Origin of the sequence: Herbiconiux flava (assembly GCF_013409865.1) — a bacterium.
Classification (GTDB): Bacteria; Actinomycetota; Actinomycetes; order Actinomycetales; family Microbacteriaceae; genus Herbiconiux; species Herbiconiux flava.
The window spans coordinates 2,343,669-2,366,664 of record NZ_JACCBM010000001.1 but is presented as its reverse complement, the minus strand read 5'-3'; the positions used below and the strand labels follow the sequence as shown (position 1 = coordinate 2,366,664).

Here is a 22,996-nt window from a genome sequence, read left to right as displayed (position 1 = left end):
ACAGTGTCCACAATGCCACGGCTCCGGCGGCGGGTAAAGGCTTCCGGCTGACGGACTAGGCGAGCACCTCGTCGAGGAACGCGCGGAAGGCCCGCCAGCTGCGGGCGTCGGCCACCGGCCGCCAGCTCGGCGCCTCGGGCAGCGTGAACGCGTGCGGGGCGCCGCTGTAGAGCACGATCTGCCAGTCGAGCGCGGGGTTCTGCCGCAACTCGTCCTCGAAGGCGACGACCGCGTCGTCGGGGACGACCGGGTCGTCGGCGCCGGTGAGCACGAGCAGGGGCGTGCGGATGCTCTCGACGTCGGCCGGCTCGTGCGTGACGAGACCGCCGTGGAAGCTCACGGCCCCGGCGAGCGCTGCTCCGGTGCGGGCGAACTCGATCGAGGCCGAGCCGCCGAAGCAGTAGCCGATCACGACGATGCGCGACGGATCGACCCGCGGGTCGCTCGCCAGAACGTCGTAGGCCGCCTGCACCCGGCGGCGCAGGAGCGGCAGGTCGCCGTAGTACTTCCCGGCCTCGGTGGCCGCGTCGTCACCGGTCGGGCGCACCCCGGCGCCGTAGAGGTCGGCGGCGAAGGCCAGTAGGCCGAGGCGAGCGAGCATCTCGGCGCGCACGCGGGTGTACTCCTGCTCCCCCGTCCAGTCGTGCAGCACCAGCACCGCCGGCCGCGGCCCGTCGATCGCGGCGTCGGCGACGAAGAAGCCGTCGAGCGCGGTACCGCCCTCGTCGTAGTGCACACGCTCGCTCGCGATGCGCGCCCCCTCGCGGAGCGGGACGGTGTCGAGCAGGGCCTGGTGCGTGGAGCTGTAGTCGGTCATCCTCTCGGTCTACCACCTCCCGCCGACAGTCCCGTGGACGGGTGCGGTCGGCTGCCGCGGGCGACACCCCGCCCCTCAGGTCAGCGCGTGCCGCCCCACCCGCGAGCGCAGGTCCTTCCGCAGGATCTTGCCGGAGGTCGACTTCGGGATGGCGTCGATGAACTCCACCAGCCGCACCTTCTCGTGCGGCGCGACCCGGTCGGCGACGAAGGCCATCACCGCGGTCTCGTCGAAGTCGGCGCCGGCGTCGGGACGGCGCACCACGAAGGCCTTCGGCACCTCCTGCGCGTCGTCGTCGGGAACGCCCACCACGGCCGCGTCGACCACGTCGGGATGGGAGAGCAGCACCGCCTCGAGCACGGCGGGAGCCACCTGGTAGCCCTTGTACTTGATCAGCTCCTTCAGCCGATCGACGATCGCGTACACGCCCTCCGCCGTGACGGTCGCGATGTCGCCCGTGTGCAGCCAGCCGTCGGCCTCGATGGTTCGGGCCGTGGCCTCCTCGTCGTTGAGGTAGCCGCTCATCACCTGGGGCCCGCGGATCAGCAGCTCACCGGGGGCGCTGGTGCCGGCATCCGGGAACTCGATGTCGGCACCGGTCTCGGGGTCGACCAGCCGGCACTCGGTGTTCGGGATGGCCAGGCCGATCGACGACAGATCGATGTCGCCCTCGATCGGGATCGCGTGCGTCACGGGGCTCGTCTCGGTCATGCCGTAGCCCTGACGCACCTGGCAGCCGATGCGGCCGGCGACCGCCTTGGCCAGCTCCCGGTCGAGCGGGGCGGCCCCCGAGAAGATCACCTCGACGCCCGAGAGGTCGTACTCGTCGACGAGCGGATGCTTGGCCAGCGCGACCGCGATCGGTGGCGCGATGAACACCCACGTGCAGCGCTCGTCACTGACCGTGCGGAGGAACTCGACCAGGTCGAACTTGGGCATCGTGACCAGGGCGGCCCGCTGCAGGAGGGCGTAGTCGAGCAGCACCGACATGCCGTAGATGTGGAAGAACGGCAGCACGGCGAGCGCCCGGTCGTCGCGGGAGAGCGGGATGACGTCGCGGCACTGGTGGATGTTCGCCACCAGGTTGCGGTGCGTCAGCATGACCCCCTTCGGCCGCCCGGTGGTGCCGGAGGAATAGGGCAGCACGGCCAGGTGCGTCGACGGGTCGAACGAGACCTCGGGCGGCGCCGCCCGCTCGAACAGCAGGTCGCGGAGCGACGGGTGGCCCTCGGCGCCGTCGATCACGACGAGATGGTCGGCGCCGATGCCGGCCTTCTCCGCCGCCTCCGCGGCGTGGGCGTACAGCGGCGAGACCGTGAACAGCCAGGTGGCGCCGGCGCTCGTCAGCTGGTTCTCGATCTCCTCCGCGGTGTAGAGGGAGTTGATCGTGGTGGCGGTGCCGCCCGCCCGCAGCACCCCGTGGAAGACCGTCGCGAAGGCCGGCACGTTCGGGCAGAGGATGCCGACACGGTCGCCCACGGCGAGTCCCCGGGCGGCGAGCGAGCCGGCGAGCGCGTCGATCTGGGCGATCAGGGCGCGGTAGCTCGTCTCGTCGCCGCTCGGCCCGTCGACGAGGGCGACCCGGTCGAGGTCGGACTCCGCGATGCCGGAGAAGAGGGCGTCGTAGACGCTGAGGTCGGGGATGTCGACGTCGGGGTAGGACGAACGGGTCATGAGCTATCTCCTTCGATAGTCGTTGGCCTATTCGACACCGAATCGAGGAGTTCTCGCAAGTTCTCCGGCGTTCTCGCGGGTGCGACTCCGAGCGCGGACAGGGGCGTAGCGTGGCCGTCATGCAGGCCGTTCTGATCGCCCACCCCGGCGACGCATCCGTTCTCGAACTCTCCGACGTCGACGACCCGCGCCCCGGCCCCGGTCAGTTGCTGATCGAGGTGGCGGCGGCCGGGGTGAACCGCGCCGACGTCGCCCAGCGGCAGGGTCACTATCCCCCGCCGCCCGGGGCTCCCGCGTGGCCGGGCCTGGAGGTGTCGGGCACGGTCGGCGAGCTCGGGCCGGGTGCGGAGGCCTCCGGCTTCGCGGTGGGCGACCGGGTCTGCGCCCTGCTGGGCGGCGGGGGCTACGCCACCCGGGTCGTGGTCGACTCCGGGCACGTGCTGCCGGTGCCCGACTCCGTCGATCTCGTCGACGCCGCCGGGCTGCCCGAGGTGGTGGCGACGGTGTGGTCGAACGTCTTCCAGCTCGCCGGACTGCGCTCGGGCGAGACCCTGCTCGTGCACGGCGGATCCAGCGGCATCGGCACGATGGCGGTGCAGCTCGGCCGCGCGTTCGGCGCCCGGGTCGCGGTGACGGCACGCTCGGCCGAGAAGCTCGAGGCGTGCCGGGAGCTCGGGGCGAGCATCCTGATCGACTACACCCGCGACGACTTCGTCGAGCGGGTGCAGAGCGAGGCCGGAGGCGCCGACGTCGTGCTCGACGTGGTGGGCGGCGACTACCTCGACCGCAACGTCGCCGCGCTCGCGGTGAACGGGCGGATCGCGAACATCTCCTCCAGCGGCGGGCCGGCCGCCCTCGATCTCGGGGCGCTGATGCGGAAACGCGGCACGCTGCGGTCGACGAGCCTGCGCGCCCGGCCCGACGAGGAGAAGGCCGAGATCATCCGCAGCGTGCTCGAGGACGTCTGGCCGCTCTTGGCCGACGGGCGGGTGCGGCCGGTGATCGGAGCACGCTTCCCGCTCGCCGACGCGGCCGATGCCCACCGGCTGATGGAGTCCTCGGCGCACATCGGCAAGATCCTGCTCGTGGTCTGACCGGCCGGCTGACGGGCGAGGCGCGCGGTCGCCCGGCAGAGCCCGCATGAGCGCACCGAGGCTGAGTCGCGCCTGAGTGTTGCTCTGGGAGCTGAGTCGCGGGTAAGTGCAGCGGTTTGGCGCGACTCACCGCCACCCGGTAGCGGTTTGGCGCGGGCGCGGGCAGGTGGGCCGGTCAGGCCAGGCGGATGCCGTTCTGCAGGCGGGTGCGCAGCTCGAACACGCGGTCGATGCTCGTGCGCTCGGCGCCACCGCCCCAGCCTCCGCGCCCGCCCGAGGCCCCGTCGACGCCGTTCCGCAGCAGCTGCGGCAGCAGCGATCGGCGCACCACGACCGAGCCCGAGAGCCGGCCGCGATCGACCGTTTCCGCGGGCTCGGCGAGTGCCGCATCCGGAACCACCACGACGAGCGAGGTGAACTTCACGCCCAGCGAGCGGCCGAGCGACTTCGCGGCCCGGTGCAGCTCGTGCATGGGCTCCTCGTCGGGGTGCACCGACTCGCCCACCAGCTCGTCCTTCTTCAGCCGCACCTCGGCGCCCCAGTCCTCGGACTGGATGGCGTAGAGGCCCGAGGGGCCGAGCACGACGTGGTCGATGGTCTCGGGCACGCCGTTCGCCGAACGGCCCGAGAGCACGTTGTTCCAGATCGTGTAGCCGATGCCGAGCGTCGAGACGAGGCCGGCGGTCGACTCCTCGGCGATCGCCTTCGCCAGCCAGCCGCGGATCTCGCGCGGTGCGCTGCGCACGAGCGCCGGGTCGTAGGGGTCGGCGATCTCGACGCCGCGGCCCACCCATTCGCGCAGCAGGGTGAGGTAGACCTCGCGCTCCTGTCCACCGGGGTGCCCGTAGGTGCGGGCCTTCACGGTCGAGCTGGCGGGGCGACCGGATGCGCGGCCGCCGGTCGCCGGGCCGAAGCCCGACCCCGGGGTCGACGCCGAGCCCGACGCTCCGGCGGTGTGCGTGCTGCCGGCGCCTCCGCCCCTCGACCCGCGGTCGTAGGCGGCCCGGTCGTCGGGAGCGCCGACGAGCTCCCAGGCCCGCTGCACCGCGACGAAGCGCACGGCGTCGCCGCCGGTGTCGGGGTGGGTCTCGCGGAGCAGGCGGCGGTAGGCCTTCTTCAGCTCGTCCTGAGTCGCCGCTGCACCGACGCCGAGCACCTCGTAGGGGCTCTGGGCGAGAGGGCTGTCGGACACGCGTTCACGATACCGGGCGTTTCCGGGGTGTTCGCCGAATGCGCGGTCAGCGGAATCGCACGCTCCGGCCGTCGGCGCGGGTCGGGCTGCGGGGTGGCGCGGGTCGGGCCGCGGGGTAGCCCGGGTCAGGACACCTTGTCGGTCACCCGCAGCACGAGCACCGGGCACTGCGCCCCGAGGATGACGTCGTGGCTCACCGAGCCGAGCAGGAAGCGGCCGATGCCGTGCCGGCCGTGGCTGCCCACGACGAGCAGGGCGGCCTCCTTGCCCGCGGTCACCAGGGCGGCCGACGGAGCCGCCAGCACGACGCGCGTCTCGACCGGCGTCTCGGTGCCGCCCTCGCCGCGGGCCTCCCCCGCCGTCTCCTCGGCCACGTCCTTCGCGCGCTGCTCGAGCGCCTCGTAGAGCTCGGAGCCGTCGGTGAACTCGGGCTGCATCAGCGGCGGCAAGGTCCAGGCCGTGAGGATCTGCAGCGGCTCGCCGAGCAGCCCGGCCTCTGTGAGCGCCGTCTTCACCAGGCGCGCCGACGACGGCCCGCCGTCGATGCCGACGACCACGCCGTGCCGCTTCGTCGCGGGGACGTCGGGGATCACCGCGACCGGCACCGTCGCCGAGGCCGCGACCCGCAGGCTCACCGCGCTCGTGGTCAGGCGCTCGTAGAGGTCCTTGCGGTAGCTGCCGACCACCAGCAGGCTCGCGCCGATCGCCTCGGCCTCGGCGACGAGCTCGGTGACGGGGTTGCCCCGCCGCACCTTCGAGGTGACGGTGACGTGCGGCGCCTTGCTGTCGGCATGGAAGGCGGCCTCGGCGGCGACGACCTCGCCCTTCTGCTGCAGCAGCGGGGCGGCGGTGAACGCCTCGGAGTCCCACGAGGTGTCGGCGACGTAGAGCACCTCGAGGTCGCAGCCGGTGGCCTCCGCGCGGCGGAGGGCCCAGTCGAGGGCGGTCTGGGCGGCGGGCGATCCGTCGAATCCGACGAGGATGGGGGCGGGCATGGAGGGCTCCTCACGACGGGTGACTGGGCTCCAGTCTGGCAGGCGGGGGCCGCGCGGAATACTGCGGGCGAGCATCCGGTTGGCTGGTTTCATACACACGCATGGATAATGGGCGTGAGACGCGGCACCGACGGACAGGACTTCAGATCATGGCAGAGCAGCTCCAGCTCGGACTCGACACCTTCGGCGACGTGACCGCGGCCCCCGACGGCAGCCTGCTGCCCGCCGCGCAGGTGCTGCGGAACCTCGTCGACCAGGCCGTGCTCGCCGACGAGGTGGGCGTCGACTTCATCGGCTTCGGCGAGCACCATCGCGACGACTTCGCCGTCTCGGCCCCCGAGGTCGTGCTGGCGGCGGTGGCGGCGCGCACCTCGCGCATCCACCTCGGCTCGGCCGTCACGGTGCTCTCGAGCGACGACCCGGTGCGCGTGTTCCAGCGGTTCTCGACCCTGGATGCGCTGTCGAACAGGCGCGCGGAGGTCATCCTCGGGCGCGGGTCGTTCACCGAGTCGTTCCCCCTGTTCGGCTTCGAGCTCGGCGACTACGAGCGCCTGTTCGAGGAGAAGCTGAACCTCTTCGCCGCCGTGCGCTCGGGCGAGCCGGTCACCTGGGAGGGCTCGACGCGCGCTCCGCTGAAGGACCAGCAGGTGTTCCCGCAGCTCGAGACCGGCCTCCTGAAGACCTGGGTCGGCGTCGGAGGCAGCCCCGAGTCGGTCGTGCGCGCCGCCCGCTACGGCTTCTCGCTGATGCTCGCGGTGATCGGCGGCGACCCGGTGCGCTTCGCCCCCTTCGCCGACCTCTACCACCGCGCCCTCGACCAGTTCGGCTTCGAGCGCCAGCCGGTCGGCGTGCACTCCCCCGGCCACGTCGCCGCCACCGACGAGGAGGCGCGCGAGCAGCTCTGGCCGCACTACCAGTCGCAGATGAACCGCATCGGGCGCGAGCGCGGCTGGTCGCCGATGGGGCGGGCGCACTTCGAGCAGGAGGCGGGGCCGCACGGCTCGCTCTACGTGGGATCGCCCGAGACGGTGGCGCAGAAGATCGCGTCGGCCGTGCGGGTGCTCGGCGTCGACCGCTTCGACCTCAAGTACGGGAACGGGCCGCTGTCGCACGCGAACCTCATGACGAGCATCGAGCTGTACGGCACGCAGGTCATCCCGCGGGTGCGGGAGCTGCTGGCGGAGGCGCCGGTTCCGGCCTGATCGCTGTGCGGCGAGTTGCCGCAACGTGCGTCAAGTCGCGCACAGTCGCCACAACTTGCGTCAGGTCGCGCCCAGTTGCCACAACTTGCGTCAAGTCGCGCCGAGGTGCCACATGTTGTGTCAGGTGGCGAGCGAAGGGCGGGTCAGGCCGCGGCGGCCTCGGCCTCGCGGGCGAGCAGCGAGCGCTTGACGGCGGTGCCCCAGGCGAATCCGCCGAGGGTGCCGTCGGTGCGCAGCACCCGGTGGCACGGCACGAACAGCGCGACCGCGTTGCGCGCGCAGGCGCTGGCCGCCGCCCTGACGGCGGTGGGGCGTCCGAGGTGCGCGGCGAACTGCTGATAGCTGAGCGGATGCCCGGGCTCGATCGTCCGCAGCGCCTCCCATCCGGCGCGGTGGAATCCCCCTCCCGTCTGGGCGACCTCGACCGTGTCGATTGCCCTCACCTCGCCGGCGTAGTAGGCGGCGACCGCCTCCGCGGCGCTCGTCTCGCCCGGCTCCAGCTCGGCCGGCTGCAGGGCGGGCGCGAGGCGCGCCAGCAGCGCGGCGGGGTCGGCCGTCCAGCCGGAGGCGATGACGCGGCCCTCGGCGTCGGCGATCAGGCCGAACGGGCCGTCGGGGGTGTCGACGAACTGAATGACGGCGGTCATGGGGTCTCCTCGGTGGGGATGGTGGGCGGCTTCCGGCGAGTCGTGGGTGTTGGCGTGCGCGTGGCCGCGGTGGCGGTTGTCCGCCGGGTCGGCGTGGCTTCGGGCGGGCGAGGCGGTGGGGCCGACGCCGACCAGAGGTGCAGGGAGAGGTAGGTGCGCCACGGTGCGAAGGGGGTGGCCCAGGCCGCGAGCGCCCGCGGAGCATCCGGGAACCCGAGGCGGCGCGCACCGGTTCGGAGCGCCACATCGCCGGTGGGCAGCACGTCGGGGTTCTTGAGCACGCGCATGGCGAGGTAGCCGGCGGTCCAGTCGCCGATGCCCGGCAGGGCGACGAGGCGCCGCCGCTGCTCGGCCGCGTCGTCGCCGAACGAGAGCTCGAGGGCGCCCGAGGCCAGCAGCTCAGCGGTGTTCACCACGGTGGCGATCTTGGCGCGGGGGCCGGTGAGCACCGCTCCGGCGTGCTCGGCGATCTGCGCCGGCGTGGGGAAGAGGAGGGTCGGCGTGGACGGATCCGGGGCGGCGCCCGGGGGCGGGGCGGGGAACGCGGACCCGGCCGCGAGCGTCAACCGGTGCAGCAGGGTGCGGGCCGCGACCACGGTGATCTGCTGGCCGACGATGGCGCGGAACAGCATCTCGGCGGGATCGACCGCCCCGGGCATCCGGATGCCCGGGGTCGCCGCCACCCGAGCGGCCAGCGCCCGCCCCGCCACCGCTGACGCGCCCCCCTCGGCGCCGAAGGCCTGCGCGGCGGCCGACAGCGCCTCGTCGATCGCCACCGGATCGGCGTCGAGGTCGAACAGGCGGCGGATGCGCGAGACCAGCACGGGCAGGTCGCCGAGAGCGGTGAGGTGGGCGTCGAGGAGGAGGCGCGGGCTGCTGCCGCCGGGCATCCGTCGAACCGTGAACCACGCAGGGCCTCCGGGCAGCGCGAGCGAGCGGGAGTAGGAGTCGAAGGTGCCCTCGGCGTCGGTTCCGAGGTGCTCGACGCCCGGGATCGCGCGGACCGCGAGCCAGACGAAGAGGCCGCCGATGTCGAGGGGCTCGCGATAGGGCAGGGAGAGCGTGATCGAACCGGGGGCGGCCGTGTCGTGCCGCGACTGGCGCTCGCGGATCGACGTCGGAGTGAGCTGGAAGACCTCGGCGACGGTGTCGTTGAACTGGCGGATGCTCGAGAAGCCCGCCGCGAAGGCGATGTCGGCCATCGGGAGGTCGGTCGAGGTGAGCAGCGTGCGCGCGGTCTGGGCGCGGTGCGCGCGGGAGAGGGCGAGCGGGCCGGCACCGAGCTCCTCGGTGAGCACGCGGGCGAGGTGGCGGGTCGAGTAGCCGAGGCGGCGGGCGAGGCCGTCGACGCCTTCGCGCTCGACCACGCCGTCGGAGATGAGGCGCATGGAGCGGCCGGCCAGGTCGTCGCGGAGGTTCCATGCCGGCGTTCCGGGCACGGCCTCGGGGAGGCAGCGCTTGCAGGCGCGGTAGCCGGCCTCGTGGGCGGCGGCGCTGGTCTCGTAGAAGGTGACGTTCTGCTCCTTCGGGGTGCGCGCGGGGCAGCTGGGGCGGCAGTAGATGCCCGTGGAGCGGACGGCGGTGATGAACTGGCCGTCGAAGCGGGGGTCGCGCGAGGAGATGATCCGGTAGCGCTCGGCGAAGTCCATGGAGGGAGTCTCGCACGGGCATCCGCTCGCTTCTAGCGGGAATCGGACACGGCGGTGGGGCGGGGTTGATCGGCCGGGCGCGGCGGCCTCGGGACTGGTGCAGGGGTCGGCCGCCCCGGCCGGTGCGGGTGTCGGAGGGTGGCCGTAGGGTCGGGGCATGGCGCACTCGATCGTTCCCCCGTACCTGCTGGCCCGTATCGCCGAGACCGAGGCCGACGGCATGCAGCGGGCCGCGCAGGCGGCTCGTCGCTCGCTGTTGGCCGATCCGCCGCTGCGCGAGGAGCGGCGCCGGGAGGCGTTCGTGCCGCCCGTCCCTGGGCAGCCGGTGGCGGCCGACGACGCCGCTCCCGAGCGCACGATCTCCGACGCCGGGGGCACCGAGACGCTGCCCGGCCGGGTGGTGCGGCGCGAGGGCGATGCGGTGTCGGGCGACCCGGCGGTGAACGAGGCCTACGAGGGGCTCGGTGCGACGCACTCGCTACTGGCCGAAGCCTTCGGGCGCGACTCGATCGACGGGCGCGGGCTGCCGCTCGACGCCACCGTGCACTACGGCGTCGACTACGACAACGCCTTCTGGGACGGGCAGCGCATGGTCTTCGGCGACGGCGACGGCGAGGTCTTCGGCCGATTCACGGCATCGCTGTCGGTGATCGGGCACGAGCTGGCGCACGGGGTCACGCAGTACACGGCGGCACTGGAGTACCAGGGGCAGTCGGGCGCGCTGAACGAGTCGTTCAGCGACGTGATCGGCGCCCTCGTCGAGCAGCACCGGCTGGGTCAGACCGCCGCCGAGGCGAGCTGGCTGATCGGCGAAGGACTGTTCACCGACGCCGTCGAGGGCCGGGCGCTGCGCTCGATGCTCTCGCCCGGCACGGCGTACGACGACGACGTTCTCGGCAAGGATCCGCAGCCGGCGTCGATGGACGACTACGTCGACACCGCCGACGACAACGGCGGGGTGCACCTGAACTCGGGCATCCCCAACCGGGCGTTCGCGCTGGCGGCGATCGAGCTGGGCGGCTTCGCCTGGGAGCGGGCGGGGCAGGTCTGGTACGACGCCATCACCGGGTCGCTCGCGCCGACCGCCGACTTCGCGGCCTTCGCCGAGGCCACCGTGGCGGCGGCCCGCTCGCGCTTCGGCGACGACTCCACCGAGGCTGCCGCGATCGTGTCGGCATGGGCTACCGTGGGCGTGAGGAGCGATGACCGACCAGACCCCGCCTGAACCCGACACCGAACCCGCGCGAGCACCGCAGCCCGTGGGCGACGACGGCGATGCCGGTGCCGGTGCGCCCGAGTCCGCTGCCGGTGGTCGGGAACTGCGGATCACGGTCGCGCGGTCGGGCGGCGTCGCCGGCATGTCTCCGAAGTGGAGCATCGAGGCGTCCGAGGAGAACGACGTCGACTCGTGGCTGTCGCTCGTGGAGTCGTGCCCGTGGGACGCACCCGATCCGGCCGACGGGAGCGGAGCATCCGGGGCGGACGGGGACGGGGACGGGGCATCCGGTGCCGACCGCTTCGTCTACACGATCCGCGTGCTCGTCGACGCGCCCGACGAGCCGGAGGTCGAGCATGGCGCTCGCGTGCCCGAGCAGCACCTCGACGGACCGTGGCGCGACCTCGTCGACCGGGTGAAGGACGCCTCCCGCCGCTGACCGCGCGCACCACCCGCGTCCCCGGCCCGGGTGAGAATGGACGGATGAGCGTTCCGCCCTCCTCCCCCGAACCCGGAGCGTGGGTTCGACCACGCGAGACGTCCACCGAGGCGAATAGCGGCTCGGTCGGCGCCACGCGTGCGCCAATCGACCTCGAGGCGCCCGCTAGCGCGCATGCGGCGGTGCTCGAGTTCCGCGGGGTGCGGTTCGTGCGGCAGGGGCGGGTGCTGCTCGACGACGTGTCATTCGAGGTGCGGTCCGGCGAGCACTGGGCGCTGATCGGGCCGAACGGGGCCGGGAAGAGCACGATCCTGAGCCTCGCGGGGGCGGTGCAGCATCCGTCGAGCGGAGAGGTGCACGTGCTCGGGCAGCGCATCGGGCGCGTCGAGCTGCAGGCGCTGCGGCGGTCGATCGGGCACGTGAATCCGCGGCATCCGCTCGGGTCGGGGCTGAGCATCCGCGAGGTGGTGCTCACCGGGCTCACCGGGTCGGTCGAGCTCGTGCCGCGGTGGGCCCCGGGTGCGGATGATCGCGAGCGCGCCGACGCCTTCGTCGAGTTGCTCGGCCTCGCCGACCGCGCCGCCGAACCGTGGACGACGCTCTCGCAAGGCGAGCGCGGCCGCACCCTGATCGCGCGGGCGCTGATGACGGATCCGCAGCTGCTCCTGCTCGACGAGCCGTCGACCGGCCTCGACGTCGCCGCCCGCGAGCAGCTGCTCGAGACCCTCGACCGCGTGCGCGAGACGCACCCGGGCCTCGCCTCGGTGCTCGTCACGCATCACCTCGAGGAGCTCCCGAGCACGACGTCCCACGCGATGCTCCTCGCTCACGGCCGCGTCACGGCGATCGGCCCGGCCGCCACCGTCCTCACGACGGCGAACGTCACGGCCGCCTTCGCCCACCCCATCGCCATCGAGCACCGCCACGGCCGCTGGCACGCTCACTCGGCCGCCCACCGCGCCTGACCGCCGCCCCGCCGCCCCACGGGCGGGTGAGGGATGCGCGGTCCGCCCACCCCGACAGCGACCACGATCGGCCCGGCCACGTCGGACGGCAGCCCGGCGCGCGGCTGGCGCGTCAGGGGTAGCGGCGGGCCAGGGTGGCGAGGTAACGGCGCTGCGGGAGGTGGCGGAGGGCGCGCGGGAGGCGCCGGTAGACGGGACCGACGACCCGGAAGAGGCGGTCGAGGCGGTGCTGCTGCACAGGCGTCCAGCGGAAGCCGAAGAGGGTGCGCACGCTCGGCGGCAGCAGGCCGATCGTCGCGAAGCGGGCCAGCGGCATCGCAACCCGGATCGGCAGCGCCGCCCTCTCGGCCCTCAGCAGCTCGCGAGCCACGGCACGGATGGGCGGGTCGGCGGACAACTGCGGGAGCATCCCCTCCCAGTAGGCGTGGAAGGCTGCCCGGTCGGCCGGCCACAGCTCGGCCGGCATCTGCAGCGCGGTGCCGAGCACGGCGTACTCGCGGTACACGCGCTCGGCCTCATCCGGCGTGAGCGGCCCGTAGACCCGCTCGTACACGGCGATCGCGGTGTCGTACAGCGTGGCCGCCACCCACAGCTGCAGCTCCGGGTCCCGCGCGTCGTAGTGGGGATCGGCGGTCGCTTCGGGCGGGCCGGCCGCGGGACCGCGGGGCGGGTTCGCCACCGGCGCGTGCGCACGGTTGACGGCCTTGCGCATGCGGCGGACGTCGTCGGCCGAGCCGTTCGAGAGCGCGTAGATGTAGCTGAGCGTGGCGTTCAGGCGGCTCATCGGCCGCGATGCGAAGTCGCTGTGCCGCGCCACGCCGTACCCGACCCCCGGCATCGCGATCTGCAGCAGGATCGCCCGGCCGGCGCCGGCGAGCAGGATGCCCTCGGGCGCGATGTCCGCGAGCCTGACCATGCGGCCGACGCTACCACCGGCCGCTGGCATGGAGGTGAGGGGCATGGAGACGTGGGGCACGTAGGCTCGGGATCATGCCCGAGAACGTCGAGTCTGCGCACGAGTGGTCGGCCGACCGCATCGTCTGGGACGTGATCGTGATCGGCGCGGGGCCGGCCGGGGCGAGTGCGGCGCGGGCCGCGGCGGAGGGCGGAGCATCCGTTCTGCTCGTCGACCGCGCGACGTTCCCGCGGTACAAGACGTGCGGCGGGGGGCTGCTCGGCGAGTCGCTGCGGTACGTGCCCGAGGCGGCCCGGCACACGATCGAGTCGCGGGTGCGCGCGTCGCTCGTGACCGACCGCTTCGCGCGGCCGTTCGTGCTGCGGCGGCCGTCGCCGTACCTCGCGATGGTGCGGCGGGCGGAGTTCGATCAGGCGCTGGTCGAGGCGGCGACGGAGGCGGGGGCCGTGTTCGTCGACGGGGTGGCGGTGCGCGAGATCCAGGCGGATGACGACCCCGCCCGACCGGTGCTCGTGCGCACGGCCACCGCGACAGCGGCCGCCCGGGTCGTCATCGGCGCCGACGGCACGGGCGGGCGCACCGCCCGGCACGTGGGCGTCGAGATCGGCGGCGTCGACCTCGGGCTGGAGGACGAGGTCGCGATGCCCGCCGACGCCCGCGCCTGGCGCGATCGCGTGCGGCTCGACTGGGGCGGCGCGGCCGGCAGCTACGCCTGGGTCTTCCCGAAGCGGGATTCGCTGACGGTGGGGGTCATCCAGCGGAAGGGCCGACCCGACGAGACCCGCGAGTACCTCGCCGCCTGGCGCCGCCATCTCGGGCTCGAGCACGCCGAGACGCTGCACTCCTCGGGACACCTCACGCAGTGGCGGGTGCCGGGCTCCCCCGTGCGCCGGGGCCGCGTGCTCGTGGCGGGCGACGCCGCCGGCCTCCTCGAACCGTGGACCCGCGAGGGCATCTCGTTCGCCCTCCGCTCCGGCACCTGGGCGGGCGAGGCCGCCGCTGCGGCGGTCGGCCCGTGGCGTGGGGAAAGCGCCAGAGGTGCGGCAGCCGTGGGCTCGTCAGACGAGCGGATGCCCGCCCTCGACGCCTACGCGGAGCGCGTCCGTCTGGCGCTCGAACCCGAACAGGTGCTGGGTGCCGAACTGCTGCGCTTCTTCGAGACGCGTCGCGGCCTCGTGCACTCCCTGCTGCGGACACGCTGGGGCGCGCGCTGGTTCGCGCGCTTCTGCCGCGGCGAGACCTCGCTCGCCCGCGTGGCGCGGCACCCGATCGCGCGCGCGGTAGCCCGCCGCCTCGCCTGACGGCCGGCGGCTCCGCGCGCCGTCGCTCGCCGCCTCGCCTGACGGCGGCGCGAGCTACTTCGCGGTGAGGGTGACCGCGGGCGCCGTCGGCGTCGACGTCGACTGCACCTGGGCGCCGACCGTGATGGTCTGGCCCGGCGCGATGTAGGTGCCCCAGTCGGCGCCCGTGCAGGTGATCACGCCGGCGGCGAGCTCGCAGCGCATGCCCCACGCGTTGACCACGGCGGTCGCGCCGGGGTCGGCCCAGGACGCGGTCCAGCCCGTGGAGCCGCCCGTGTTGGTGATCTTCAGTTCGGCGACGTAGCCCTCGTCCCACGTGCTCTGCAGCGCCCAGGCCGCCGAGAGGTAGTCGGCGGACGCCGATCCCGGGGTGGTGGGGGTCGGGGTGGAGGCGGAGGAGCCGGGGGCGCCGGTCACCGGTCCGGGTGCGCCGTCGCGGGCCGTGCCGCCGATGCGGGAACCGGGGGTCGCGGGGCGGGCGGGAGCGGCGGTCGAAGGAGTGGCGGTGCCGGGGGTGCCGGGCTGAGCATCCGGAACCGCAGTGGGAGACGGGGTGGCCGTGGGCGCAGAGGACGACGACCCGCCGGCCGAGGGCGCCGCGGCGTGCGGCGCGACCGCCGAGCCCGGCCCGAGCAGCGGCACGAGCGCCGCCACCTTCTCGGCCTGGAGTGTGACCCAGTCGTCCTGCACGATGCCGCCGGTGTCGCCGCTGTTGGGGTTGAAGGACCAGTACGAGAAGCTGATGCCGGTCGATCCGAGGTAGGAGACGATGTTCTCGAACCATTGCCGGTCGCTGGTGGTCTGCAGCTTCGAGCCGAACTCGCCGACGAGCACGGGGGCGATGCCCTCGCGGGCGAGGTAGCCCCAGTTCGCGTCCCACACCTCGGGCAGATTCGCCGGGTAGGCCGGGTCGGAGAACCACGTCTGCGGGTAGATCGACGCGGGGTAGTCGTGCGGCGAGTAGACGACCCGGTCGGGCACGGCCAGTGAGACGAGGTCGCTGCCCGCATCCGCCAGCCCGCCGCCCCACCAGGTGGTGCCGCCCGAGCCCTGCCGTTCGACGCCCTCGACGATGACGAGCAGCTCGGGGTTCACGGCGAGCACCGCGTCTCCGGCGCGCTCGGCGGCGGCCCGCCAGTCGACCGAGGAGTCGCCGCAGCCCCAGCAGGCGGCGCCGTGCGGCTCGTTGTGCAGGTCGACCCCGATCACCGAGGGCTCGGAGCGGTAGCGCTCGGCGAGCATCTGCCAGTCGGCGATCCACGCCTCCTCGGGGAAGCGCTCGGTGTACCAGAGGTCGGACTGCGCGGCCGAGTCGGGCCGGTGCCGGTCGAGGATGACGTTCAGGCCGTAGGACTTCGCCGCCTGCACGATGGCGTCCATCAGCTCGAGCGGGGTGAGATCGACGAGGGTGGGGTTCTCGAAGGCGTTGATCGAGGTCGTCACGGGCTGCGCGAGGCACTCGTTCGAGAACGGCAGCCGGATCGTGTTGAACCCCAGCGACGCGATCTGCGCCAGCCCGGCGTCGAGGCTGATCGACCAGAGGCCGTGCGGGGCGCAGTTGGTGGTCTCCATACCGAACCACGAGATGCCCTTGATCACGTAGGTGCTGCCGTCGGCGGTGACGATGCGGCCGCCGTCGGTGTGCAGCGGGCCGGGCAGGGTGGCCGAGAGGTCGCCGACGACCGGCGGTGGGGCCGATGCCGGGCCGGGTGCTGGGGTGGTCGCCGGGGTGGTCGCCGGGGCGGCGGTGGCCGGGGTCGCGGTGGCCGGGTCGTCCTGCGGTGCGCTGGGTGGCGGCGTCATGGGCTCCCCCGATCCGATGGGGCCGGGGCCCGCGGTTCCGCTGTGGCGCGGTGAGGAGGTGGGCGCGGCGTCGCCGGGCAGTGCAGAGGCCGCGTTCCCGGGCAGAGCGGAGGCCGAGGCCACCGATGCCGTGCCCACGACGGCCGCGACGAGCAGCATCGCGACCGCGCCGGCCCGCCATCCCACCACGTCGTCCCCCTCGTCGCCTCGCGGCCGTCCCGCTCGCAGCTGTACCCCGTCAGCGGACCCGCCCGCTGGCACGAGACTACCCGCCCACCGCGCCCCGGGTGCGAGGATGGTCGCATGGCGAAGGATCCGCAGTACGCCCAGAGCTTCGGCACCGAAGCCGCCGCCTATGACGCCGGCCGGCCGGGCTACCCCGACGACGCGGTGGAGTGGCTGCTCTCCCGCGCCGCCACCGACGACGACGCCCGGCCCGACGTGGTCGACGTGGGAGCCGGTACGGGCAAGTTCACGGCGTCGCTGGTCGCGCGCAGCGCATCCGTCACCGCCGTCGAGCCCGACGGGCTGATGCGCGCGCGACTGGCGGCGAACCTGCCGACCGTCGTCGCGGTGGAGGGAACCGGCGAGCAGCTGCCGCTCGGTGAGGACTCGGCCGACGTGGTGACGTACGCGCAGTCGTGGCACTGGGTCGACGTCGAGGCGGCGTCGCGCGAGGCCGCGCGGGTGCTGCGGCCGGGCGGCGTGCTGGCGCTGGTCTGGAACGTGCGCGACGAGGCGGTCGACTGGGTGCGGCGGCTGACCGAGGTGATCGGTGCCTCGATCGCCGACGAGTACGAGACCGTCGCTCCCCCGGTGGCCGAACCGCTGCGCCGCGACGCGCACGCCGAGTTCCACTGGACGAACGAGCTCGATCGCGCCGCCCTGCACTCCCTCGTCTCCTCCCGCAGCAGCGTGATCGCGCTCGACGAGCCGGCCCGGGCCGCACTGCTCGCCGCCCTCGACGAGCTGCTCGACACCCACCCCGACCTCGCGGGGCGCGACCGCTACCCGCTCCCGTACCTCACGCGCGTCACGATCGCCCGCCCGATCTGACCCGCCCGATCCGACCCGCCCGATCCGACCCGCCCGATCCGAGCGGATGCGCGGCCGCCCCGTCACGTCCGGGGCCTGCCGCGCGGCGTGACACGGCGGGCCGCTATCGTGGGGGCATGCCCGAGACGCAGGCCCCCGCCGCCGTGGGCGAGCGTGTTCCCGGGCACGGGCCGCGGACGCGCATCCGCCGCTTCTCGATCAACGCGGTGCTCGACAACCTCTTCTTCGTCATCGCCGGGGCCGCCGCCGTCTGGCTGGCCTACCTGGTGCTCACGCAGGGCTTCGACTCGGGCTGGGCGCAGGTGTGGTTCTACCTCGTGTTCTGGGTGCTCGTGGCCTACATCGCGCTGCCGCGGCTGCACCGCATCCTGACCAACATCTACGTGCCGAACTACTTCATCGGCCGCACCCGCACGAGCGACGGGCTGCTCGGCGACCCGGTGAACCTCGGCCTGCTCGGCGCCGAGGAGCAGCTGCACACCGCCATGCGCGCCGCCGGCTGGACCCGCGCCGACGACCTGAGCCTTGGCAGCGGTCTGCGCATCGTGCGATCCACCGTGCTGCGCCGGAGCTACGACGAGGCGCCGGTGAGCCCGCTGATGCTGTTCGGACGCAACCAGGACTTCGCCTACCAGCAGGAGGTGAAGGGCAACCCGTCCAAGCGCCATCACGTGCGGTTCTGGCGCTGCCCCGACGACTGGCTGCTGCCCGGCGGGCACAAGGTCGACTGGCTGGCGGCGGGCACCTACGACCGTGCGGTCGGCTTCTCGCTGTTCACGCTGCAGATCACGCACAAGATCGACGAGAACACCGACGTCGAGCGCGACCACATCGTCGCGACGATCGAGCAGTCGGTGCCCGCGGCCGAGGTCGACCTTCTGAAGGACTTCGCCACCGGCTACCACTCGCGGAACGGTGGCGGCGACGCCATCGTGACCGATGGCGACCTGCCCGTGATCGACCTGCGCGCGGTGACGCCGACGGCCGAGGCGGCCGCCGAGACGCACGCGCCGGTGCCGACGCCGCACGTCGGGCCGAACGCGTCGCCCGTTCCCGACAAGACGGTGCGGCGCCCGGCGCAGATCGTCTTCGGCGCCGCCGTCGTGGTGCTGCGCGCCTTCTCGCCGCTGTTCGTGATCGCCGCGGTGGTGTTCGACTGGCAGGGTGTGCGCGGCCTGATCAGCATCGACACCGGTGACGTGGTGCCCTCGGGGGTGGATGCGCGGGACGTCGTGCTCTGGGGCGTGGTGGTGATCTCGGCGCTGTTCGGGCTGGCGCAGCTGCTGTTCGGAGTGCTGATGTTCTTCGGCAGCAACGTGGCCCGCGTGCTCGTGATGCTGTTCAGCACGATCAACATCGTGATCGCGCTGATCGATCACCTGGGCGGTGCGCAGATCACGCTCGGCACGAACCTGATCGGGGTGTCGCTCGACATCCTGATCCTGATCGCGCTGTCGAGCGGGCGGGCGCGGGACTACGCGCGGCGGCCTCGGGTGAAGAAGGCGGAGCGCCGGGCGCTCTGAGCGGGACGCGGGCGGGCGGCGCTGATCGCGCGGTCAGCGCGGGTCGGCGCTGCGCCACTCGGCAGGGGCGATCTCCGCGAGGTCCCGGGGCGGCAGGGCGATCCAGCCCTCGCGGCGCGCGCTGTCGAGGTGCCGGGCGGGCGGCGGAGGCGTGAGTCCGAGGGCGTGCGCCCGTGCGACGAGCGCCGCCACCACGGCGTCGAAGGCGTCGTCGTCGGCGACCATCAGGTCGGCCATCGCCCCGAGCTCGAGCCAGGGCATCCGCTCGCCGAATTCGGCCAGGAGACCGGCCCGCACCGAGGCGTCAGTCTTGTACCCGCGCGTGCCGAAGCCCCAGAGCCGCAGCGACGCCCCCGGATACACCTCGGCGACCCGGCCCGCGCCCGAACGGTCGACGGGGCCGATCCGGTCGCCGACGCACTCGAGCAGGGCCGCGCAGTGCATGGCGGTGAGCCCGAGGCGGTCGGTCGAGACGCTGAGCGGCCAGCGTCCGGTGACCTCGCGGGTCACCCGGTCGGTCTCGCGGTAGGCGAGGGTGCGACGCCAGGGCATGCCGGCGAGCTCGCCGGCGATTCGCTCGCCCCGGGCGTGGGCCGCGACGAACTCGACGAACTCGTCGGGCCAGCCGAAGGCGCAGTCGATGCCCGTCGACACGGCGGTCTCGGCCACGGCGGCGATCCGCGCATCCGGAACCGCCGTCTCGAGCGACCGCAGCACCGCCGCGGACGACGACCACTCGATGGTGGCGAGGGCGGTGCCGGCGGTCTCGGCCGCGAGATCGACCCCCGCGGTCAGCACGGCCGACGCGAGAGAAGCCGCGTGAGCGTGCAGCAGGCGATCAAGCCGGGGTCAGGCCGCGATGACGGTGAGGCCCATGCCCACCATCGAGAGCGCCACGACCGCCGAGACGATGGCGACGTTCGAGAGGACGCCGACGGGCAGGCGCCCCGCGATCGGCCCGCGGTCGACGGCCGACATGGCCTGGCCGAGACCGCTGAAGCCGCCGAGGTCGAACCCCGTGGCGCCCGTGGCCAGGAAGTGGCCCTCGGTGTACTCGATCATGCCGGCGTACTCGCCGTTGCGGGAGGCGATCCAGAGCTTCGACTCGGGCGTCGCCCAGCTGAGCGGAGTCGCGATGGTCGGGACAGAAGCGGACTCCTCTATGCGCGGTGCGCGCACCGCGGTGATGTTCGTGAGCAGTGCCATGACGAGCCCTTCTGTGTAACCATGACTGATTATTAGAGAGACTAGCAATAAGTTCGTCAGGTTTTACGGGGTTGTCACATCGTGTCTGCTCGTGTATGCGTCAACTCGCGTCGGCGGGCACCCGCACCTTCAGCGCACCCGGCTCGATCCACGTCTTCATGGCGATCGCCGTGCCGAAGCCGTCACCGTCGAGCTCGATCTCCTCGGGGCGGCGCAGGCGCAGCACGAGCTCCTTGCCGCGGAGGTAGTTCAGCGCACGCACCTCCCGCGCCGAGCCCATCAGCCGCCGGCCGGCCGCGGTGCGCCGCAGCACGCCGTTCTCCCAGAAGATCTTGCCCATGATCTGGAGCCAGCCGAAGAAGCCCTCGGGCCGCAGCAGCACGATGTCGAACAGGCCGTCGTCGACCGCGGCGTCGGGGAGCAGCAGGATGTTCGCCGGCAGCGACCCGCAGTTGCCCACCATGATCGTGTGCGCCCTGACGTTCCGCGGCGCCTTGCCGTCGAGGCTGTAGCGCAGCCGCAGCTGGTTCTTGTCGCGGAGCACGGTGGCGATCGCCTTCGCGTAGGCCAGCCAGCCGACCTTCGCCTTCAGCTCGTCGTCGGTGGCGGCCAGCATCTTGGCGTCGAGACCGAGGCCGACCATCACGAGGTAGGCGTGCTGGGTCACCTTCTCGTCTTCATGACGGATGCGCACCTGCCCGAGATCGATGGCCCGCTCGGTGCCGCCGAACGCTGTCTGCAGCGCGTTCTCGACGTCGTCCAGCGTGAGGTCGAGGTTGCGCGCGAGCAGGTTGCCCGTGCCGGACGGGAGCAGCCCGATCGGCACGCCCGTGCCGCCGAGCACCTCGGCCACGGCGCGCACCGTGCCGTCGCCGCCCGCGGCGATCACGAGGTCGACCTCCTCCTCGAGCGCCTTCTTCGTGGGTCCCTGGCCCGGGTCGTCGACGGAGGTCTCGAGCCAGAGGGTCTCGGCCCAGCCGGACTCGGCCTCCTGGGCGGCGACGGCGGCCTTCAGCGCGTCGAGGTCGACTTTGATGGGGTTGTAGACGAGCGCTGCTCGGGGTGCGGTCATCTTCGTGACCGTACCAGGGGGCCCGCTGCTCCCCCAGCCCTTGCTCGCGCCGGCGTTCCCCGCCCTGGTGTCTACTCCCCCAGCCCCTGCTCGCCGAGACCGGGGAACCCCGGCCCGAACAGGGCCCGGAGGCAGCGCCCCACCTGCTCGGCGTCGCCGTCCATGTAGGCGTTGATCGCCGCGCGGGCGGTGGAGGCGGCCCGCTCGACGGCGAACTGCTCCTCGATCGACCGGGCGAGCGACGCCTTGGGCAGCACCCGCTGCGTTCCGGTGGGGCTGGTCAGATCGGGCAGCGGCAGCAGTCCGTCGTTCGCGAGCCGCTCCCAGACCCAGCAGACGTCCCAGAGCAGGCTGAACGAGCGCTGCTGCAGCGCCTGGCGGAGGGCGACCGTCTCGAGGTAGTAGGAGGTGATGCCGATGCCGTGCTCGTGCTTCCACGCGATCAGCAGCCGGATCAGCGCCCGCAGCGCGCCGTCGTCGTCGATCCGCGAGAGCAGCAGCTCGCGAGAACCCGGGAGGTGCGGCACCCAGCGGTGCGCGGCGTCGGGCACCCAGACGGTGTCGACGGCGCCGGCGTCCCTCGCCTCGTAGGAGGGGATCAGCCGGAGCCCCGCCGTGCCGGGGCGGTCGATGACGAGCGAGTCGCCGTTCTCGAGTCGCGAGGCGAAGACGCCGAGCGCCGACGCGGGGGCACCGGTCGAGCCGGCCCCTTCGACGAGAGCCGCCCGCAGGGCGTCGATGGCCTTGGGCAGCGTGCGCGGCTTCGATCCCTCGAGCACGACGAGGCAGTCGAGGCGGCTGCGGCCCGCGACGGCGGTGCCGTGCGCGAACGAGCCGGTGTCGAGGATGCGGCGCACCCGCGGGCTGTGCAGCAACGCCCCGCCGACGTGCGCTCGCAGCAGCCGCGTCTCGTCGACCACGATCGACGACGGCGTCAGCGCGTCGCCGTACGACCGTATGGCTTCGGCGACATCATCCGGCACGGCTCGACCTCCCGAGGACGAACCTACTCCGGCGGAGGCGCGCGCGGCGGCGGCCTCGCGCGCGGCCCCTCGGGTCAGCGGCGGCGGCGCGCCTTGAGGGCCCGGCTGTCCTCGAGCTCCCAGAGGTCGAACTCGCGCACCCGCCGCATTCGCTCGGCCCGGTGCCGGCGGTACTCCTCGTCGACCACCAGGTTCGACGTGGCCCGCACCTGGTCGAGCCGCGCCTCGATCTCGCGCGAGATCTCCTCCCAGGCGCGCTTGCGGGCGTCGTCGACGAGCAGCGCCACGGCGACGTCGTCGGCGGCGTCACGACGGATGCTGTCGGCCACGTCGCGGTACACCCGACGCCTCGCCGACAGCAGCTCGAGGTCGCGCGCCTTGTAGTCGTGCTGGTGCCGGGCGACCCCGCGGTCGCTCTGCGCCTCCTCGATCACCTCGAGGGCGTGGTCGAGGTTGTTCTCCTGCTCCTCGGCGAGCTCCTGCAGCACCTCGCGCGCCGCCTCGGCCGCCCGCGCGCGGTCGAACGACTCGTCGTCGCGGAGCGCCGACACGATCAGCCGGTTCTTCAGCGCCAGCACGGCCGAGAACCGGGCGATCAGCAGCCCGTCGGCGATGGCCGCGTCGATCTCGTCGGCCGACAGCGGCTCCGGTGGCGCGATCGGCGCACCGCTCGCCAGCCAGCGAGGTCTCTTCGCTCGCCGCCGTGCCATGGTGCGCCTCCTCGACCTCAGCTTAATCGCTCGGGGGCCCGGGCGCAGAGCCGCTCGCGCAGCCGGTCCGCCGCGCCGCGTCCGCCTCAGGCGCAGAGCCGCTCGCGCAGCCAGTCCGCCGCCTCGGAGCGCGGGAGCGCACCCGACCGCAGCAGGCGGGTGAACTCGACCGCCGCATCCGTCAGGTGCCCGTCAGCGGTGTCAGGTCGGTCACCACCGATCCGGATGCTCGCCCAGCGCGCCGCCCGGGGCCCTACCCGCGCGGCCACCGCCACGATCCCCGCGAAGTGCCGGGCCTGCCCGCGAGTGGCGTCGTCGTACTCCGGGGCGAAGCCGCGGCCCCGGATGACGTTGCGACCCCCGGTCGCCGCGTCGAGCATCCAGAGCGGACCGAGACGCACCCCGGCGCCCGCGCGACCGACCTCCACGAGGAAGCGGCGCGTCGACCAGCGCGCCGGGGCCCCCTCGTCGATCGCCGCGACCAGTGAGCACAGGCGGGAGCACGCATCCATTCCCTCGACAGTACGGCGACACCC

Annotated in this window: 22 protein-coding genes; 8 read left to right on the top strand and 14 right to left on the bottom strand. The window is 73.4% G+C overall.

The window, feature by feature from the left end; genetic code table 11:
• Nucleotides 1–55: 55 nt before the first annotated feature.
• Both BJ984_RS11430 and BJ984_RS11425 read right to left on the bottom strand, forming a co-directional pair.
• Nucleotides 56–817: a dienelactone hydrolase family protein gene (locus BJ984_RS11430; protein WP_179548129.1), complete on the bottom strand. Its 762-nt coding sequence runs from the start codon at nucleotides 815–817 to the stop codon at nucleotides 56–58.
• Between the two features lie 75 nt (nucleotides 818–892).
• Nucleotides 893–2,491 (bottom strand): AMP-binding protein, encoded by a 1,599-nt coding sequence (locus BJ984_RS11425; RefSeq protein ID WP_179548128.1) that lies wholly within the window; start codon nucleotides 2,489–2,491, stop codon nucleotides 893–895.
• 119 nt (nucleotides 2,492–2,610) lie between these two features.
• On the opposite strand from BJ984_RS11425, the gene BJ984_RS11420 reads away from it, so the two are divergent.
• A complete protein-coding gene (locus tag BJ984_RS11420; protein ID WP_179548127.1) occupies nucleotides 2,611–3,585 on the top strand; it encodes an NAD(P)H-quinone oxidoreductase in 975 nt (324 codons plus the stop codon).
• Nucleotides 3,586–3,760: 175 nt separating this feature from the next.
• On the opposite strand, the gene BJ984_RS11415 is transcribed toward BJ984_RS11420, so the two are convergent.
• Together BJ984_RS11415 and BJ984_RS11410 are read right to left on the bottom strand one after the other, a co-directional pair.
• Nucleotides 3,761–4,777 carry a J domain-containing protein gene (locus BJ984_RS11415; protein ID WP_179548126.1) on the bottom strand — a complete coding sequence of 339 codons (1,017 nt, stop codon included), beginning with the start codon at nucleotides 4,775–4,777 and terminating at the stop codon, nucleotides 3,761–3,763.
• 125 nt (nucleotides 4,778–4,902) lie between these two features.
• Nucleotides 4,903–5,772: a universal stress protein gene (locus tag BJ984_RS11410; protein ID WP_179548125.1), complete on the bottom strand. Its 870-nt coding sequence runs from the start codon at nucleotides 5,770–5,772 to the stop codon at nucleotides 4,903–4,905.
• A gap of 149 nt (nucleotides 5,773–5,921) precedes the next feature.
• Here BJ984_RS11410 and BJ984_RS11405 point away from each other — a divergent pair, with 149 nt between their 5' ends.
• On the top strand, nucleotides 5,922–6,974 hold the full coding sequence (locus BJ984_RS11405; protein WP_179548124.1) for an LLM class flavin-dependent oxidoreductase: 1,053 nt from the start codon (nucleotides 5,922–5,924) through the stop codon (nucleotides 6,972–6,974).
• A 143-nt stretch (nucleotides 6,975–7,117) separates the two neighbouring features.
• Here BJ984_RS11405 and BJ984_RS11400 read toward each other — a convergent pair whose 3' ends face one another.
• On the bottom strand, nucleotides 7,118–7,621 hold the full coding sequence (locus BJ984_RS11400; RefSeq protein WP_179548123.1) for a methylated-DNA--[protein]-cysteine S-methyltransferase: 504 nt from the start codon (nucleotides 7,619–7,621) through the stop codon (nucleotides 7,118–7,120).
• Nucleotides 7,618–9,270 (bottom strand): Ada metal-binding domain-containing protein, encoded by a 1,653-nt coding sequence (locus BJ984_RS11395; protein ID WP_179548122.1) that lies wholly within the window; start codon nucleotides 9,268–9,270, stop codon nucleotides 7,618–7,620. Before BJ984_RS11395 ends, BJ984_RS11400 begins: the two co-directional genes overlap by 4 nt.
• A gap of 157 nt (nucleotides 9,271–9,427) precedes the next feature.
• Here BJ984_RS11395 and BJ984_RS11390 point away from each other — a divergent pair, with 157 nt between their 5' ends.
• The 3 genes from BJ984_RS11390 to BJ984_RS11380 all read left to right on the top strand — a co-directional run bounded on the left by BJ984_RS11390 (nucleotide 9,428) and on the right by BJ984_RS11380 (nucleotide 11,890).
• A complete protein-coding gene (locus BJ984_RS11390) occupies nucleotides 9,428–10,495 on the top strand; it encodes a M4 family metallopeptidase (protein ID WP_179548121.1) in 1,068 nt (355 codons plus the stop codon).
• Nucleotides 10,473–10,925: a protealysin inhibitor emfourin gene (locus tag BJ984_RS11385; RefSeq protein WP_246306455.1), complete on the top strand. Its 453-nt coding sequence runs from the start codon at nucleotides 10,473–10,475 to the stop codon at nucleotides 10,923–10,925. Before BJ984_RS11390 ends, BJ984_RS11385 begins: the two co-directional genes overlap by 23 nt.
• Before the next feature lie 182 nt (nucleotides 10,926–11,107).
• Nucleotides 11,108–11,890, top strand: coding sequence for an ABC transporter ATP-binding protein (locus BJ984_RS11380; RefSeq protein ID WP_271206590.1), 783 nt, complete (start codon nucleotides 11,108–11,110; stop codon nucleotides 11,888–11,890).
• Nucleotides 11,891–12,002: 112 nt separating this feature from the next.
• Here the strand turns inward: BJ984_RS11380 and BJ984_RS11375 are convergent, their stop codons facing one another.
• The gene (locus BJ984_RS11375; protein ID WP_179548119.1) at nucleotides 12,003–12,806 is read right to left on the bottom strand and encodes an oxygenase MpaB family protein; all 804 of its coding nucleotides are present in this window, start codon (nucleotides 12,804–12,806) and stop codon (nucleotides 12,003–12,005) included.
• 74 nt (nucleotides 12,807–12,880) lie between these two features.
• Between BJ984_RS11375 and BJ984_RS11370 the strand changes: the two genes are divergently transcribed.
• Entirely contained in the window at nucleotides 12,881–14,107 is a 1,227-nt protein-coding gene (locus BJ984_RS11370; protein ID WP_218870045.1) for a geranylgeranyl reductase family protein, read from the top strand.
• Between the two features lie 54 nt (nucleotides 14,108–14,161).
• Here the strand turns inward: BJ984_RS11370 and BJ984_RS11365 are convergent, their stop codons facing one another.
• Nucleotides 14,162–16,099, bottom strand: a complete 1,938-nt coding sequence (locus BJ984_RS11365; protein ID WP_271206591.1) for a cellulase family glycosylhydrolase — start codon at nucleotides 16,097–16,099, stop codon at nucleotides 14,162–14,164.
• A gap of 114 nt (nucleotides 16,100–16,213) precedes the next feature.
• Here BJ984_RS11365 and BJ984_RS11360 point away from each other — a divergent pair, with 114 nt between their 5' ends.
• Together BJ984_RS11360 and BJ984_RS11355 are read left to right on the top strand one after the other, a co-directional pair.
• On the top strand, nucleotides 16,214–16,966 hold the full coding sequence (locus BJ984_RS11360) for a class I SAM-dependent methyltransferase (protein ID WP_179548118.1): 753 nt from the start codon (nucleotides 16,214–16,216) through the stop codon (nucleotides 16,964–16,966).
• 116 nt (nucleotides 16,967–17,082) lie between these two features.
• The gene (locus tag BJ984_RS11355) at nucleotides 17,083–18,489 is read left to right on the top strand and encodes an LssY C-terminal domain-containing protein (protein ID WP_179548117.1); all 1,407 of its coding nucleotides are present in this window, start codon (nucleotides 17,083–17,085) and stop codon (nucleotides 18,487–18,489) included.
• A gap of 33 nt (nucleotides 18,490–18,522) precedes the next feature.
• Here the strand turns inward: BJ984_RS11355 and BJ984_RS11350 are convergent, their stop codons facing one another.
• The 6 genes from BJ984_RS11350 to BJ984_RS11325 all read right to left on the bottom strand — a co-directional run bounded on the left by BJ984_RS11350 (nucleotide 18,523) and on the right by BJ984_RS11325 (nucleotide 22,972).
• On the bottom strand, nucleotides 18,523–19,287 hold the full coding sequence (locus BJ984_RS11350; RefSeq protein WP_179548116.1) for a DUF429 domain-containing protein: 765 nt from the start codon (nucleotides 19,285–19,287) through the stop codon (nucleotides 18,523–18,525).
• A 51-nt stretch (nucleotides 19,288–19,338) separates the two neighbouring features.
• A complete protein-coding gene (locus tag BJ984_RS11345) occupies nucleotides 19,339–19,695 on the bottom strand; it encodes a hypothetical protein (RefSeq protein ID WP_179548115.1) in 357 nt (118 codons plus the stop codon).
• A 100-nt stretch (nucleotides 19,696–19,795) separates the two neighbouring features.
• The gene (locus BJ984_RS11340) at nucleotides 19,796–20,767 is read right to left on the bottom strand and encodes a diacylglycerol/lipid kinase family protein (RefSeq protein WP_179548114.1); all 972 of its coding nucleotides are present in this window, start codon (nucleotides 20,765–20,767) and stop codon (nucleotides 19,796–19,798) included.
• A 71-nt stretch (nucleotides 20,768–20,838) separates the two neighbouring features.
• Nucleotides 20,839–21,750: a nucleotidyltransferase family protein gene (locus tag BJ984_RS11335; RefSeq protein WP_179548113.1), complete on the bottom strand. Its 912-nt coding sequence runs from the start codon at nucleotides 21,748–21,750 to the stop codon at nucleotides 20,839–20,841.
• A 74-nt stretch (nucleotides 21,751–21,824) separates the two neighbouring features.
• Complete coding sequence (locus BJ984_RS11330; protein ID WP_173180672.1) at nucleotides 21,825–22,460, bottom strand: hypothetical protein; 636 nt, start codon at nucleotides 22,458–22,460, stop codon at nucleotides 21,825–21,827.
• An 86-nt stretch (nucleotides 22,461–22,546) separates the two neighbouring features.
• Complete coding sequence (locus tag BJ984_RS11325) at nucleotides 22,547–22,972, bottom strand: hypothetical protein (RefSeq protein WP_179548112.1); 426 nt, start codon at nucleotides 22,970–22,972, stop codon at nucleotides 22,547–22,549.
• Between the last annotated feature and the right edge of the window lie 24 nt (nucleotides 22,973–22,996).

Bases quoted from the DNA above. Each gene is read 5' to 3' on its own strand.
- BJ984_RS11430 (WP_179548129.1), bottom strand. From the start codon at position 817: ATGACCGACTACAGCTCCACGCACCAGGCCCTGCTCGACACCGTCCCG.
- BJ984_RS11425 (WP_179548128.1), bottom strand. From the start codon at position 2,491: ATGACCCGTTCGTCCTACCCCGACGTCGACATCCCCGACCTCAGCGTC.
- BJ984_RS11420 (WP_179548127.1), top strand. From the start codon at position 2,611: ATGCAGGCCGTTCTGATCGCCCACCCCGGCGACGCATCCGTTCTCGAA.
- BJ984_RS11410 (WP_179548125.1), bottom strand. From the start codon at position 5,772: ATGCCCGCCCCCATCCTCGTCGGATTCGACGGATCGCCCGCCGCCCAG.
- BJ984_RS11405 (WP_179548124.1), top strand. From the start codon at position 5,922: ATGGCAGAGCAGCTCCAGCTCGGACTCGACACCTTCGGCGACGTGACC.
- BJ984_RS11400 (WP_179548123.1), bottom strand. From the start codon at position 7,621: ATGACCGCCGTCATTCAGTTCGTCGACACCCCCGACGGCCCGTTCGGC.
- BJ984_RS11395 (WP_179548122.1), bottom strand. From the start codon at position 9,270: ATGGACTTCGCCGAGCGCTACCGGATCATCTCCTCGCGCGACCCCCGC.
- BJ984_RS11390 (WP_179548121.1), top strand. From the start codon at position 9,428: ATGGCGCACTCGATCGTTCCCCCGTACCTGCTGGCCCGTATCGCCGAG.
- BJ984_RS11385 (WP_246306455.1), top strand. From the start codon at position 10,473: ATGACCGACCAGACCCCGCCTGAACCCGACACCGAACCCGCGCGAGCA.
- BJ984_RS11375 (WP_179548119.1), bottom strand. From the start codon at position 12,806: ATGGTCAGGCTCGCGGACATCGCGCCCGAGGGCATCCTGCTCGCCGGC.
- BJ984_RS11370 (WP_218870045.1), top strand. From the start codon at position 12,881: ATGCCCGAGAACGTCGAGTCTGCGCACGAGTGGTCGGCCGACCGCATC.
- BJ984_RS11360 (WP_179548118.1), top strand. From the start codon at position 16,214: ATGGCGAAGGATCCGCAGTACGCCCAGAGCTTCGGCACCGAAGCCGCC.
- BJ984_RS11355 (WP_179548117.1), top strand. From the start codon at position 17,083: ATGCCCGAGACGCAGGCCCCCGCCGCCGTGGGCGAGCGTGTTCCCGGG.
- BJ984_RS11345 (WP_179548115.1), bottom strand. From the start codon at position 19,695: ATGGCACTGCTCACGAACATCACCGCGGTGCGCGCACCGCGCATAGAG.
- BJ984_RS11340 (WP_179548114.1), bottom strand. From the start codon at position 20,767: ATGACCGCACCCCGAGCAGCGCTCGTCTACAACCCCATCAAAGTCGAC.
- BJ984_RS11330 (WP_173180672.1), bottom strand. From the start codon at position 22,460: ATGGCACGGCGGCGAGCGAAGAGACCTCGCTGGCTGGCGAGCGGTGCG.
- BJ984_RS11325 (WP_179548112.1), bottom strand. From the start codon at position 22,972: ATGGATGCGTGCTCCCGCCTGTGCTCACTGGTCGCGGCGATCGACGAG.